Raw genomic sequence first — 14227 nt, 5'->3', positions numbered from 1 at the left:
CGCCCGCGCGCCCGCCCCCGGGCTGGTGTCGGGCTGCTCCCCCCCCCGCGGGGGGTTTGCGGTAACCCCGCCCACCCGAAACCCCCCACGCCTACTGTGGGAGGGGTTATGACACAGCCGCATGATCCGCGCACGCCGCAGGAGCGGGCCTACGCGCTCGACGAGTCGCACAATGGTGCAGCGCTCGACGAGTCGCAAGATGCTGCGCCGCACGACGAGTCGCAGCAGGACCGGGTGCCCGAGAATGCAGCACACGACGACACCCGTGTGCTGCACACCGACGACCCCACCGCCGCGTACGGGACGCCTGTCACCAACCCCACCCTCGTGTATCCGGAACCCGGTCCCCACGCCGAGACCGCACAGGCCTACCAGCCGACACAGAGCTATCCCCCCATGCAGGGATACCAGCCGACGCAGAGCTATCCGCCGGTGCAGAGCTATCCGCCGGTGCAGGGGTATCCGCCCGGCCAGGGCTACCCACCCTCGCAGCCGTACCAGCCGACACAGGCGTTCGCGCAACCTCAGAACCAGCCGTCCGGCGGCTACCCGCCGACCGTGTCACCTCCCGACGGTCCGTACGCACCCGCGGAACCGCCGAAGTCACCTCGGGGCCCGCGCTGGGGACTCCTGCTCCTCGCCGCTGTGGTCCTCATCGTGCTCGGCGGCACTGTGGGGTTCCTCCTCAGCCGTAGCGAGACGTCCGATTCGGCCACCGGCACCCGCCCGTTCACCACTCCGGCGCCCACCGCGCCGGTATCGCCGGGCCCGTCTCCGGACGCGACGCCGTCACAACCGCTCGACCAGCTTCCCGGTGGTCTCGGTGAGATCATCGGTGACTCCGGCGCAGTGGTCGGCACGGTCACCGCGAACGACGGGGCGAGCATCACGATCAGTGGCATCGGCGGATCGCTCGTCACGGTGCTGCTCACGCCGGAGACCCAGATCATCACGCTCTCGGGAGACGACCCGTCCGCGCTGGCGGTCGGCTCGGCCGTGGTCGCGACCGGCACGCCCGTCGAATCGGGCCGGATGACCGCCGACACCGTCGTCAGCGCGTCGATACCGTCGTTCGACGGTCCGGGTCGCTGACACGCTAGGCTTTCGTGTCGATGACGTTCATGTGGTTTGCTCTCGCCGCGGTCGCGCTGTTCGGTGCGCTCGCGCTGCTCTACGTCGACCGGACCCGGCGCGAGCAATCCGGGCGCGTACGCGAAATCTGGGCACGGGCGCAGGGCTACAAGTACAGCTCCTCGGACGACCAGTTGCCGTCCCACTGGCACCGCGCCGCGCTCGCCAAGCAGGAATACCTCGGCGCCATCGATGTGGTGCGCGGCGTCCGGCGCGGTGAGAACTTCACCCTGTTCGACATCGAGGAAACCGCGACGATCATCGCGGTGCGACGCAAGGTGGGTTCGGACGTCGACATCGATCTGCGGCTGAAGTCGACGCCGCCCCCTAAAGACGCGGACATGAACCTGCTCGGTTCGATCGGGCCCCGCATCGTGTTCGCCACCGATCTGGAGATCGCACGGCGCGTGTGCGACCAGCGCATGGTCTCGTTCACGCAGTCCATTCCCGACCACGTGCAGATGCTGTGGAGCGAAGGCGAGTGGACGCTGGGATCCATTCCCGTGGGCAGCTCCGGACGCGAATGGGACTCGGCCATCGAGACGGTCGCCCGGTTGTCGGGGATTCTGCATGTGCTTCCGCCCCCTGCCGGATCGTCGGAATCCGGGGAGCCTGCGCGCAGCGAGCACGACCCGGGCCGCCCGTCCACACCTCGCTGACATCTCTCGGCAGCGGGTGCCGCCGCGACGACACGCTGCACCTGTGCAGCACTGACTCGTGCACCGCACCGGCCGGCCCAGGGCCTTGGTGCGCTGGGACGATCGACAGCTCGCCAGGGTTCGGGAACACAGTGGGACGCGATTGCGCTCACATCTGGTGACGAATGTTGCATGATGACACCACCGGGGGGTCTCGATCAGGAGGTCCAGGTGACCGGCAGCTCCCCCACGGATGACACCCCGAACACGACTGCGAGCGCCGACACGGCCGCAGCGCCGGCCGGCTCACCAGCAACCGACGGGACACCGGCTGGCGACGGCCACCCTCACGACGTGATCATCATCGGGGCGGGACTGTCGGGCATCGACTGCGCCTACCGGATCCTCGAGCAGAATCCCGGCTGCGACTACCTGGTCCTCGAGCGCAGGCAGCGCGTCGGCGGGACCTGGGATCTGTTCCGTTATCCGGGCGTGCGGTCCGACAGTGACATCTACTCGCTCAGTTATCCGTTCGAGCCGTGGGTGAAGCCGGGCGCACTGGCCGAAGGTGCCGACATCAGGGACTACATCGACCAGACCGCGCGCAAGTTCGGTATCGCCGACCACATCCGCTTCGAACGCCACGTGCTGACCGCCGACTGGGACTCGGGCACCGACACCTGGACACTGGGCGTCGAGGCTGGTGAGGGTGCCGAGAAATGTCACGAGACCTACCGGTGCCGGTTCGTCGTCTTCGCGACCGGCTACTACGACTACGACCAGCCGTACACCCCGAGGTTCGCCGGAGCAGAGGACTTCACGGGTCAGATCGTGCATCCACAGCACTGGCCGGAGGACCTCGACTACCGGGGCAAGCGCATTGTCGTGATCGGCAGTGGCGCGACCGCGGTGAGTCTGATTCCCAACCTCACCGACAAGGCGGCGCACGTGACGATGCTGCAGCGCTCGCCCTCGTACATCTTCTCGGCCAAGCAGAAGCAATACTTCGCGCCCGTTGTCCGGAAGCTCCTGCCACCTGCGGCGGCGCACCGGGTGATCCGGTGGCGTTATGCGACGCAGACCGCGGCGATCGTGCACCTCACGCACCGGTTTCCGAAACTGGGCCGCAAGATGATCCGTGCGAACGTGGCGGCCAACCTGCCCGAAGACTATCCGGTCGACGTGCACTTCAACCCCACCTACAACCCGTGGGACCAGCGCATGTGCATGGTTCCCGACGCCGACCTGTTCAACGGCATCACGGAGGGCTCCATCGAGATGGTCACCGATCACATCGACCGCTTCGACGAGACCGGCGTGCGACTGACCTCCGGCCGGCACCTCGACGCCGACATCATCGTGACCGCGACCGGGCTGCAACTGCTCGGCTTCGGCGGGACGCGACTGGTGGTCGATGGCGACGAGCTGAAACCGCACGACCGTTTCGTTTTCAAGAGCCACCTGCTCGAGGACGTCCCCAATATCGCGTGGTCGGTCGGCTACACCAATGCCTCGTGGACACTGCGCGTGGATATGACCGCGCGCTCGGTCGCGAACCTCATCAGATACATGCGTGAGAACGGCTACACCCATGCCTATCCCCACCTGGGTGTCGAGCCGATGACCGCGCAACCGCTGTGGGATCTCAAGGCCGGATACGTGGAACGCTCGCCGGACGCGCTGCCGAAGTCGGGCACTCGAGGGCACTGGCGGGTCCGTCACAATTACTACCGCGACGCCATCGACCACCGGATCAGTAGGGTCGAAGACTCGATGGTCTTCGGTTCGGTCGAACGCTCGCAGGATCTCGTCGGGTGATCGAATCGCCTCGGTCGCACGGGGGAATTCACCCGCGTTCGGCCTCCGACGCGGGGGGACATTCATGACGTCGCTTCGTTTGCCCGGAAACGTGGTTCGCCGTTGTCTGGCGGCGCGCTGATTCTTGCGTTCGCCGCTACTGTGGCGGCCATGACTTCAGCTTCGCGTCCCGTCGCGCTCGTGACCGGCCCCACCTCGGGAATCGGTGCAGGATTCGCGAGGACCCTCGCCGAACGTGGATACGACCTCGTCCTCGTCGCCCGTAACCGGTCCGCTCTCGACGACCTCGCTGCAGAACTGCAGCGCACGTTCGGCGCGTCCTCGGAAGTGCTGCAGGCCGACCTCGCGGCGGTGGAGGGGCGCGCTGCGGTAGCGGAGCGGCTCGCCCGCGGGGTCGACATGCTGGTCAACAACGCAGGCTTCGGAACCACGGGCGAATTCTGGACCGCCGATCCTCAGTTGCTGCAGGCGCAACTCGATGTGAACGTCACCGCGGTCGTCCAGCTCACGCGTGCGGCGTTGCCGCCCATGATCGCCGCGGGCAGGGGCGACGTCATCAACGTCGCGAGTGTCGCGGGCCTGGTGCCCGGACGCGGGTCGACCTATTCGGGAAGTAAGGCGTACGTCGTCTCGTTCACCGAAGGGCTCGCCGGGGGACTTCTCGGCACGGGCGTACGGGCGCAGGCGCTGTGTCCCGGGTTCGTGCGTACCGAGTTCCACCAGCGCGCGGGGATCGACATGTCGTCCACCCCGGGTGTGCTGTGGCTGGACGTGGACAAGGTGGTGCGCACGTCGCTCGCCGACCTCGAATCCGGCAAGGTGCGGAGCATCCCGGGCATCCAATACAAGGTGCTCGCCACGGCCGGGCGACTCGTGCCGCAGAACCTGGTGCGCAAGATCGCCGCGCGTCTGGGCAACGGCCGCGGGCGAACGTAGAGGCGTAGTCCCGCCGGCGGAAACAGCCGCCGGAAGATCACGGTACGGACACGCGGGGGATGACACGCGGGATCCCTCTGTCGCGTCACCCACCCACGTCGGTACATTCCTCGACGTGACCTCTGTGGCTCTGGTGATTGTTGTGACGTCTGTGGCAGCAATGCTGCTCTGGATACGCGCGGGTGTGCAGCGCCTCCGCACGCTGTTCGTCCGTTATCGCGACAGCCTGCGTCTGCTCCGCCACGAACTCGACGACCGTTACGACCTCATCCCCACCCTCATCGCCGCGTCGGCAGGAGCGGGCGTCGACCGTGCACTGCTCCGGCCCGTCGTCGGTGCCCGTTCGCTCGCCATCGAGATGCGCGACCAGCGTCTCGGGCTCGCCGAGCGCGCCGCCGCCGAGAACACGCTGTCTGCGGCGCTGCACGACCTGCTCGGCGGTCTCGACGGCGTCACCCACTGGCCGTTCGTGCGTGTCGCCCGCGAACTGGAGGTGCGGGAGCAACGCATCACCGGTGCCGTGCGCGTCTTCAACGACATCGGCACCACCTTGAACGACTCGGTCAGCCGGTTCCCCACGTCGATCTACGCCAAGATCGGGGCCGTCGGTCCCGTCCCGCTCTTCGAAGCACCCGCTCCGGTCGCGGCTCCGGAAACCGACGGCTCGGCCGTCGAGGACGGAGTGCTCGCACCGAAGCCAGGCACGGGTTCCGATCCCGTCGCCGCCTGACCGCCGGCAGGGCGACTAGGCTCGTTGCCGACGCAGCGCTGCCCACCGGGCGGCCGCGCAGAGGCGGACGCGACGAACGGCCGCGCGAGACGACGATGAGGAACGCGAATGAGTGACCGTGACGAACTGGCAGCACTGGTACGTGAGCTGGCGGTGGTGCACGGCCGGGTGACGTTGTCGTCCGGCAAGGAAGCCGACTACTACGTCGATCTGCGGCGCGCGACACTCCATCACCGCGCCGCTCCGCTGATCGGCACGCTGCTGCGTGAACTCGTCGCCGACTGGGACTTCGACGCCGTCGGTGGGCTGACGATGGGCGCCGACCCCGTCGCGATGGCCGTCATGCACGCCCCGGGGCGCCCCATCGACGCGTTCGTGGTCCGTAAGGCCGCAAAGGCACACGGGATGCAACGTCGGATCGAGGGACCGGACGTGACCGGAAAGCGCGTCCTCGTCGTGGAAGACACCACCACCACGGGTAACTCCCCGCTCACGGCGGTCAAGGCCCTGCGCGACGCCGGCGCGGTGGTAGTGGGCGTCGCGACCGTTGTCGATCGCGCGACCGGCGCCGACCAGGTCATCGCCGCCGAGGGCGTCGAGTACCGGTCGCTGCTCGGACTCGCCGACCTGGGTCTGGCCGACGGATAACCCCGTGGCGGCGCGGGTCCGGCAGACCGTGACGCGGCTCGCGGACGGCCGCGAGCTGATCTACTTCGACGACACCGAGCCGTTCGTGTCCGGGGCCGCGACCCGCGAAACCCGGGACAGGCGAGTGCTTCCGGCGGTCGCGGCGATGTCGGAGTTGCGCCGCGACCCGCTTACCGGCGAGTGGGTCACCTTCGCCGCTCACCGCATGGACCGCACCTTCCTGCCTGCGGTCGCCGAATGCCCGCTCTGCCCGAGCACCCCCGAAACGGCCACCGAGATCCCCGCAGACGACTACGACGTCGTCGTGTTCGAGAACCGTTTCCCCGCGCTCGGAGCCGACACCGAACTGCCGGGCACCGAATTCTCCGGCACCGATCTCCGGCCTCGCCGGCCCGCGGGTGGGCGCTGCGAGGTCGTGGCGTTCACGGCCGACCACGACGCCACCTTCGCCGAACTCGACGCTGTGCGGGCCCGCACCGTCGTCGACGTGATTGCTGCGCGGACCGCCACCCTGTCGGCCGTACCGGGAGTGCGGCAGGTGTTCTGTTTCGAGAATCGCGGCGCCGAAATCGGTGTGACACTCCAGCATCCGCACGGCCAGATCTACGCCTATCCCTTCCTCCCGCCCCGCACCACGACCCTCGTCGAGCGTGCCCGGGAACACCGCGCGCGAACGGGGCGGTCGTTGCAGCGCGACGTGCTCGACGCCGAACGTCGTGTGGGAACGCGCGTGGTGTGGTCGGGCACCGCATGGACCGCGTATGTGCCTGCCGCGGCGCGCTGGCCGATCGAAGTGCACCTCGCGCCGCACCGCGACGTCCCGGACCTCACCGCGCTCGACGAGACCGAGCGCGACGAACTCGCGGTGCTTCAGCGCGACATGCTCGGTCGCGTCGACCGCTTCTTCGACGGTGTCGACCGCGTTCCGTATATCGCCGCGTGGCACCAGGCACCGATCGGCGACGACCGTGAACACGGTCGGCTGTTCTGCCAGATCTTCTCGGTGCGCCGCGCGCCGGACAAACTCAAATACCTGGCGGGGTCGGAGTCTGCGATGGGGGCGTGGATCAGTGACACGACGCCGGAGCGCATCGCGGCGCGACTGCGGGAGGTGGGCACGTGACGGTGTGTGACGACGCGGCACGCGCATTTGCCGAGTCGTTCGGAGGTGAACCGGACGGCGTGTGGTGCGCGCCGGGACGGGTCAACATCATCGGCGAGCATGTCGACTACGCGGGTGGGCTGTGCCTTCCCATCGCACTGCCGCAGACCACCGCGGCTGCGGTACACCGTCGCACCGACGGCCGGGTACGCATGGTCAGCGCGGGGTTCGATCGGGTCGAGATCGACCTGGGATCGCTGCACGGGAGCATGCGGGTGGCGGGATGGGGCGCATATGTGATGGGTGTCGTGTACGCACTCGACCCGCCGGGATGCGAGGGACTCGACATCGCGATCGCGTCGAATGTGCCTGTGGGCGCGGGGCTGTCGTCGTCCGCGGCGCTCGAGGCCGCAGTGGCGCTGGCGTCCGCCGAACTTTTCGGGCTGCCCACCGACGACGCGGGCCGCGACCGGCTTGCCCGCGCGTGCGTGGTCGCGGAGAACGACTATGCCGGAGCGCCGACGGGCGGGATGGACCAGCAGATCGCGCTGCGTGGACGCGCCGGCCACGCGCTGCTGCTGGACTGCGCGGACGGCACCGTCGAACACATTCCCTTCGATCCCGAGGCGCAGGGGATGACGATTCTCGTCGTCGACACCCGTACCGCGCACCGCCTCGTCGACGGGCAGTACGGCGATCGTCGCCGGGCCGTGGACGACGCCGCACGGATGCTGGGAGCCGCCTTGCGTGACACTCCCTCCGTCGACGGACTCGCGGACCCGGTGCTGCGCCGGCGTGCCCGGCACGTCGTCACGGAGATCGGCCGGGTACGCGCCGCCGCCGACGCGCTGCGGGCCGGCCGGATCCAGGATCTCGGAGCTGTGCTCGATGCGTCGCACCGGTCGTTGCGTGACGACTTCGAGGTCAGCTGCATCGAACTCGACACCGCGGTCGACGCCGCACGAAGTGCAGGCGCACTGGGAGCGCGGATGGTCGGCGGAGGATTCGGCGGGTCCGCGATCGTGCTGTGTGAACTCACGCGCGTCGCCGCGATCGAAGCGGCGGTCACCGAGGCCGCGGCCCGACGTGGGCTCCCCGCCCCGGGATTCCTGCGGGCCACACCGGCCGGAGCCGCACACCGCTGTCGGTGAGGCACGCGGGACGTGACACGGGCGAGCAGTCGCCGGCAGGTACTGTGCCGCCCATGAGTTGGTTCAGCCGCCGCCCCTGGGGCGCAGAGCATGTGATTCTCGCAGCGGCGACCGCCGTCACCGTCGCCGGTTCGGTACTCGACCGGGAAAGCCTGCAACGTGTCGCGAAACCACTGATCGGACCGGCCCTCGCGGTGCGAGTGCTGCGGCGTGCCCGCGACACCGACCGGATCGACACCGCGTTGCTGCTCACGGGTCTGGCCGGCGCAACCCTCGGCGACGTGTTCATGATCCGATCCGACGAAGATCAACGCATTCTGCGTGGTGCGGGCTCGTTCGCGGTGATGCAGGCGGCGTATTCGACGGTGCTCGCACGGCACGGTGCGCGGGTGACCAAGAGCGTCGCGCTGCAGCGGGCGGGTGCCTTGACGGGTGCCGCAGGACTACTGGGGTCCCGCAGCCGCGCGGTCGCTGTGCCGCTGACCGGCTACGGCGCGGTACTGGGCACCACCGCGACCCTCGCCGGCGACCCGTCTCTCGCTCCGGGGGCGCCGCGGTGCGCGGGGCTGCCGGTGCCGGGTTCCGACCGGCGCAGCTGGCTCGGGCTGGGCGGGCTGGTCTTCACGGTGTCCGACGGGACGATCGTGCTCCGGCGTACGTTGCTGACGGGCGAGCGGGCACGCACCGCTGCAGAGGGCGTCGTGCTGGTGACGTACGTGGCGGCGCAGTTGTTGCTCGTCGAGGGAATGCTCGCGCTCGCGCGCCGAACTTCCGCTTAGTGCGCACGCCCGGCCGGAGTCACGGAAACAGCAGGATGCGGTCGCGGTCCTCGGGATCGACGAAGATGGTGACGATCTGACCAGGGGTGTAGCGCGGCAGGTGTTTGTGTGAGACCTCGTAGAAGACTTTCCCGTGGTAGGGCTCGGAACCCGGCACGGTGAGATCGAGGTCGAGTTCGGTGAGCTGGCCTCCGCGCGTGACACGGACGGGCTTCGCGGACCGGACGGTCGCCCAGCCTTCGAACCCTTCCCTCTCGATCCGGCGCTGAACCTTGGACGAGCGATCACTGAACACCATCGCCAGCCCCAGCACGGTGCCGTACAGGCACACGAGGAACATGATCTGGAATCCCACCGTCCCCGGTTCGGACTTCGGGAGAAACAGGTTCAGCCACAGGGAGAACACAATGAGGTACGCCGTCGTGACGAACGCGACGGTGCACACGGTGCGACGGTGGTGGCGCATGTCTCCCTCCGCGTCCAAGGGTAGACCGCAGAGCCGGGGCCGCGGTCGCGGTTCCGGCGATGCGCCCGGGCGAATCCGGCGCGCACGGCGGGTGACCGGCTGCCCGACCCGGATCGCTAGAGTGAGGCCCGCACATCGTCGGGAGGGTGTTACGTGAGAAGTCGGTTGTTCTCGATCGTGGTGGCCGGGTGCGCCGCACTGGTCCTTGCCGGATGTGGTTCGTCCACCGCCGACGAGCCCCCTGCCGAAACGTCCGCGACAGTGTCGTCGACGGCTCCGCCCGCCACGACGACCGAGCAGGTCGCGGCGCCGACCACCACCTCCGCGTTGCCGGAGACCACTACGCCGCCGGAACTCACCCCGAGCGCGTCCACCACCACGCTGGTCGACGTGGAGTACGAGCGCAACGAGTCGTACTACTTCGCGAGCCCGGACGGAACCTTCCAGTGCGGCATCGTCCGGCTGCCGAGCCGCACCGAGGCCGGTTGCGAAGGGGTCACCGACCCCGTGCCCCCGCGTCCCGAGAGCTGCGTCGTCAACTGGGGACACGGAATCCGGGTCCAGGACACCGGCCCCGGCGAGTTCGTGTGCTCGGGCGGCCCCGTCTACCTGTCGCCGGAAGGCGCGAGCCCGGCATTGCCACCCGGTTCCACGCTGTCGGAACTGGGTTACACGTGTAGCACCACGGCTGTCGACGTGACCTGCACCAACGACACCACCGGGCACGGCTTCACCGTCGCGTCCAGCTCGAACGAAACGTTCTGACGATGTCGACCGACGAGCACGCCCCGGGCGAAGACCTCCCCGGACCGACCGAATGGGGAGAGCATCCGCACGGCGTCGGACCGTGGATCGACGAATTCGGAACCGAGCCGCCCACCGACCCGCGGTACGACCCCGAACTGCTCGCGCACGGCGACCGGCGCAACGTCGTCGACGCCTACCGCTACTGGACGCGCGAGGCGATCGTCGCGGACATCGACCGGCGCCGGCACCCTCTGCACGTCGCGATCGAGAACTTCGGGCACGACGCCAACATCGGCACCGTGGTACGCACGGCCAACGCGTTCGCGGTGAACACGGTGCACATCGTCGGACGGCGTCGCTGGAACCGGCGTGGGGCCATGGTGACCGATCGTTACCAGCACCTGATGCATCATCCCGATGTCGATACGTTGCTCCACTGGGCGGCAGCCCAGGACCTCACAATCGTCGCGGTGGACAACACTCCCGGGTCGGTCCCCCTCGAGACGGTCGAGCTGCCCCGGAACTGCCTGCTGCTGTTCGGGCAGGAAGGGCCGGGCGTCACCGAACGGGCCCGTGACGTGGCGTCGATGACGGTGTCCATCGCCCAGTTCGGTTCGACTCGCTCGGTGAACGCCGGAGTCGCCGCCGGGATCGCGATGCACGCATGGATCCGGCAGCACGCCGATCTCGCCGACGCGTGGTGACGATCTCACCCGGGATGAGGTAACACCGACGGACTGAACAAGGATGAAGAGTCGGGCACTCGTGCGGTGCCGTTGCGGGGGCGTATGCAGGCAGTCTGGGATGAGGATGATGAACGTTGTGCCCGAGCAGTGGTCGGAGCGTGCAGACGCTGCGGAAACTGCCGTGATGTCACGCCACGTACGAAGGCTGTGGGCACTGCCGGGAACGGCACTGGGTGTGGTCGGATGGCCCGCCGCGCGTCGTGAACGGCTCTTCGGGACGTGGCACTACTGGTGGCAGGCGCACCTGATCGACCTGGCTGTCGACGCCGCGGAACGCGATCCCACCCCGCGTCGACGGCGTCGTGTCGTCCGGCTCACCCGTGCCCACCGCATCCGCAACCTGTCGGGCTGGACCAACAACTACTTCGATGACATGGCGTGGCTCGGCCTCTCGCTCGAGCGAGCCCAGCGTCACGTGTATGTCGACCACCGTTCCGCGATCACGACGCTGGTCGGCGAGTTGTCCGGCGCATGGGCTCCCGAGCAGGGCGGCGGCATCCCGTGGCGTCGTCGTGACGATTTCTTCAATGCTCCGGCGAATGCTCCTGCGGCGCTCCTGCTCGCTCGCGCCGGCAAGGTGTGGCGCGCTCAGGAAATGGCGGACTGGATCGACGAGACGCTCGTGGACCCCGACACCGGTCTCGTCCTCGACGGCATCCGTAACGGTGTGCACGAGCGCGCGGTGTACAGCTACTGCCAGGGCGCCACTCTCGGTCTCGAGACCGAACTCGCCGTGCAACTCGGTGACGCCAGGCACCGGGAACGCGTGCATCGCCTTGTCGAGGCGGTCGACGACAACCTCACCGAACGGAGCGTGGTCACCGGGGGCGGCGGAGGCGACGGCGGATTGTTCAACGGCATTCTCACCCGGTATCTCGCAATGGTCGCGACGACGCTGCCCGTGTACGACAACGACGACGTGCGCGCCCGCAACACCGCGGCGCGGATCGTGCTGGCGTCCGCGGATGCCGCATGGGAGAACCGGTTGCAGGTCGAAGAACTGCCACTCTTCGGTGAAGACTGGACGCGGCAGGCCCGGCTTCCCGGATTCGGTGCGGCTATCGCCCAGTTCTCCCACGGCTCGGTGCGCGGGTCGGTGGTCGCCGAGCGCGATCTGTCGGTGCAACTCGGTGGGTGGATGCTGATGGAGGCTGCCCATGCCGTCGCTGCCGAGCGGGCGTCGAAGCCTGCGAGTTCGTAGATCCCACCCGCCCGTCTCAGACACGAAAGGTGGTTTCCGTCCTCGGTGCTCGGGGACGGAAACCACCTTTCTCGGTGTCTGGGGGCTACTTGCCCGGAGTGGTACGCGGGATCGGCGTCGTGGCGGGCTCGGAATCGTCGACCGTGGTGGCAGCGGGACTGCGGCGCGACGCGAGGACGCGCTTGACGACCTCGTTGAGGATCGGGAGCACCGACACGAACACGATCAGCAGGAAGATGTAGTCGACGTTGTCGGCGATGAACGTGATCTGACCGAGCAGGTAGCCGAGCAGGGTCACGCCCGCGCCCCACACGATTCCGCCGATGACGTTGTAGGTGATGAACACCCGGTACGGCATCTTGGCGGCACCGGCGACGAGCGGGGCGTAGGTGCGCACGATCGGCACGAAGCGTGCCAGGAAGATCATCGCCGGGCCGTGCCGCAGGAAGAAGCGGTGCGACTCGTCGAGATAGCTCTTTTTGAAGAGTTTTGCGTCGTCGCTCTTGAACAGTCTGGCGCCGCCCTTGGTGCCGATGAAGTACCCGACCTGGTCGCCGAGGACCGCGGCGATCGGAATCGTCACCATCAGCACCCACAGCGGTGCGAACGGCTCCACCTCCGCGGACTTCGCCGCCGCGATCAGACCCGCGGTGAACAACAGGGAGTCGCCGGGGAGCAGCGGGAACAGCAGACCCGACTCGATGAACACCACGATCAGCAGGCCGATGAGCATCCAGGTGCCGAACGAGTTCAGGAGGTTGACGGGGTCCAGAAACCCGGGCAACAGGGCCAGATTGGTCACAGATTCCGAGGCTTCTACCAAATTCACGTTCGCCAGGGTACCGCTGCGGGAGTGACGGCCCGAATCGCAACACGTCGGCCGGGATCGTGCCGAACCCGGGCCGGGTATGAACGGGGCGTGTCAGTTGACATACTGCAAGGACAACAAGGGCACCTGCCACACCCCGGCGGGGTGCCGATCGACTTCTCACTGGAGGACAGCCGCTGTGCCTATCGCGACTCCCGAGATCTACGCCGAGATGCTTGCGCGCGCCAAGGAGCATTCCTTTGCGTTCCCGGCGATCAACTGCACCTCGTCCGAAACCATCAACGCCGCGATCAAGGGCTTCGCGGACGCCGGTAGCGACGGCATCATCCAGTTCTCCACCGGTGGTGCCGAGTTCGGCTCGGGCCTGGGCGTCAAGGACATGGTGACGGGTGCCGTGGCACTCGCCGAGTTCGCTCACGTCGTTGCCGACAAGTACGACGTCACCATCGCGCTCCACACCGATCACTGCCCGAAGGACAAGCTCGACAGCTATGTCCGGCCGCTGATCGCGATCTCGAAGGAGCGCGTGGACGCCGGCAAGAACCCGCTGTTCCAGTCGCACATGTGGGACGGCTCGGCCATCCCGATCGACGAGAACCTGGAGATCGCGCAGCAGCTCCTGGCCGACGCCGCCGCAGCGAAGATCATCCTGGAAATCGAGATCGGCGTCGTCGGTGGTGAAGAGGACGGCGTCGAGAACGCCATCAACGACAAGCTCTACACGACCGTCGAGGATTTCGAGAAGACCGTCGATGCGCTGGGCGCCGGCGACAAGGGCCACTATCTTCTTGCCGCGACCTTCGGCAACGTGCACGGGGTCTACAAGCCCGGCAACGTCAAGCTCAAGCCGGCCGTCCTGGCCGAAGGCCAGGCTGTGGCCACGTCGAAGCTGGGTCTTCCCGAGGGCTCGAAGCCGTTCGACCTGGTGTTCCACGGCGGTTCCGGTTCGCTGAAGTCGGAGATCGACGAAGCGCTCGGCTACGGCGTCGTGAAGATGAACGTGGACACCGACACGCAGTACGCGTTCACCCGTCCGATCGCCGGCCACATGTTCTCGAACTACGACGGCGTTCTGAAGATCGACGGCGAGGTCGGCAACAAGAAGGTCTACGACCCGCGTAGCTACCTGAAGAAGGCCGAGGCATCGATGACGCAGCGTGTCATCGAGGCGTGCAACGACCTGCGGTCCGCCGGACGCTCGGTGTCCGCGAAGTAGTCGCCGAAGTAGCTGCTGGTTCGCACCACCCCCGGTAGAACGCGAACGGGGCGCCGACCATATTGGGGCGCCCCCGTAGCGGTGTCCGG

15 protein-coding genes are annotated in these 14227 nt (G+C 68.0%); 13 read left to right on the top strand and 2 right to left on the bottom strand.

What is annotated here, in order from left to right; all coding sequences use genetic code 11:
• Positions 1-108 precede the first annotated feature (108 nt).
• The 9 genes from ACFWU2_RS11410 to ACFWU2_RS11370 all read left to right on the top strand — a co-directional run bounded on the left by ACFWU2_RS11410 (position 109) and on the right by ACFWU2_RS11370 (position 8933).
• Positions 109-1092 (top strand): hypothetical protein, encoded by a 984-nt coding sequence (locus tag ACFWU2_RS11410; RefSeq protein ID WP_378605510.1) that lies wholly within the window; start codon positions 109-111, stop codon positions 1090-1092.
• A 29-nt stretch (positions 1093-1121) separates the two neighbouring features.
• Positions 1122-1790, top strand: coding sequence for a hypothetical protein (locus tag ACFWU2_RS11405; RefSeq protein WP_378606254.1), 669 nt, complete (start codon positions 1122-1124; stop codon positions 1788-1790).
• A 333-nt stretch (positions 1791-2123) separates the two neighbouring features.
• Complete coding sequence (locus ACFWU2_RS11400) at positions 2124-3587, top strand: flavin-containing monooxygenase (RefSeq protein ID WP_378605507.1); 1464 nt, start codon at positions 2124-2126, stop codon at positions 3585-3587.
• 150 nt (positions 3588-3737) lie between these two features.
• On the top strand, positions 3738-4523 hold the full coding sequence (locus ACFWU2_RS11395; protein WP_378605504.1) for an SDR family NAD(P)-dependent oxidoreductase: 786 nt from the start codon (positions 3738-3740) through the stop codon (positions 4521-4523).
• Between the two features lie 115 nt (positions 4524-4638).
• Positions 4639-5253, top strand: a complete 615-nt coding sequence (locus ACFWU2_RS11390) for a LemA family protein (RefSeq protein WP_378605501.1) — start codon at positions 4639-4641, stop codon at positions 5251-5253.
• A 108-nt stretch (positions 5254-5361) separates the two neighbouring features.
• Positions 5362-5901: an orotate phosphoribosyltransferase gene (gene pyrE, locus ACFWU2_RS11385; protein WP_378605498.1), complete on the top strand. Its 540-nt coding sequence runs from the start codon at positions 5362-5364 to the stop codon at positions 5899-5901.
• Between the two features lie 4 nt (positions 5902-5905).
• Entirely contained in the window at positions 5906-7024 is a 1119-nt protein-coding gene (gene galT / locus ACFWU2_RS11380; RefSeq protein ID WP_378605495.1) for a galactose-1-phosphate uridylyltransferase, read from the top strand.
• On the top strand, positions 7021-8154 hold the full coding sequence (gene galK / locus ACFWU2_RS11375) for a galactokinase (RefSeq protein WP_378605492.1): 1134 nt from the start codon (positions 7021-7023) through the stop codon (positions 8152-8154). The genes galT and galK overlap by 4 nt, the downstream gene beginning before the upstream one ends.
• Positions 8155-8207: 53 nt before the next feature.
• Positions 8208-8933: a lysoplasmalogenase family protein gene (locus ACFWU2_RS11370; RefSeq protein WP_378605489.1), complete on the top strand. Its 726-nt coding sequence runs from the start codon at positions 8208-8210 to the stop codon at positions 8931-8933.
• Positions 8934-8952: 19 nt separating this feature from the next.
• On the opposite strand, the gene ACFWU2_RS11365 is transcribed toward ACFWU2_RS11370, so the two are convergent.
• Positions 8953-9399 carry a hypothetical protein gene (locus tag ACFWU2_RS11365; protein WP_378605486.1) on the bottom strand — a complete coding sequence of 149 codons (447 nt, stop codon included), beginning with the start codon at positions 9397-9399 and terminating at the stop codon, positions 8953-8955.
• Between the two features lie 153 nt (positions 9400-9552).
• On the opposite strand from ACFWU2_RS11365, the gene ACFWU2_RS11360 reads away from it, so the two are divergent.
• From ACFWU2_RS11360 to ACFWU2_RS11350, 3 genes are all read left to right on the top strand, one after another.
• Positions 9553-10164: a hypothetical protein gene (locus ACFWU2_RS11360; protein WP_378605483.1), complete on the top strand. Its 612-nt coding sequence runs from the start codon at positions 9553-9555 to the stop codon at positions 10162-10164.
• 2 nt (positions 10165-10166) lie between these two features.
• Positions 10167-10850: a TrmH family RNA methyltransferase gene (locus ACFWU2_RS11355; protein WP_378605480.1), complete on the top strand. Its 684-nt coding sequence runs from the start codon at positions 10167-10169 to the stop codon at positions 10848-10850.
• A 106-nt stretch (positions 10851-10956) separates the two neighbouring features.
• A complete protein-coding gene (locus ACFWU2_RS11350) occupies positions 10957-12093 on the top strand; it encodes a glycoside hydrolase family 76 protein (protein WP_378605477.1) in 1137 nt (378 codons plus the stop codon).
• Positions 12094-12178: 85 nt separating this feature from the next.
• Here the strand turns inward: ACFWU2_RS11350 and ACFWU2_RS11345 are convergent, their stop codons facing one another.
• Positions 12179-12916 (bottom strand): VTT domain-containing protein, encoded by a 738-nt coding sequence (locus tag ACFWU2_RS11345; RefSeq protein ID WP_378606251.1) that lies wholly within the window; start codon positions 12914-12916, stop codon positions 12179-12181.
• A 184-nt stretch (positions 12917-13100) separates the two neighbouring features.
• Between ACFWU2_RS11345 and fbaA the strand changes: the two genes are divergently transcribed.
• Positions 13101-14138: a class II fructose-bisphosphate aldolase gene (gene fbaA / locus ACFWU2_RS11340; RefSeq protein WP_296549384.1), complete on the top strand. Its 1038-nt coding sequence runs from the start codon at positions 13101-13103 to the stop codon at positions 14136-14138.
• Positions 14139-14227 lie beyond the last annotated feature (89 nt).

This window comes from Rhodococcus sp. NPDC058639 (assembly GCF_042717545.1).
Lineage (GTDB): Bacteria > Actinomycetota > Actinomycetes > Mycobacteriales > Mycobacteriaceae > Rhodococcus.
Note: the sequence above shows the minus strand (reverse complement) of the source record. Positions and strands in the feature narration are given on the sequence as shown.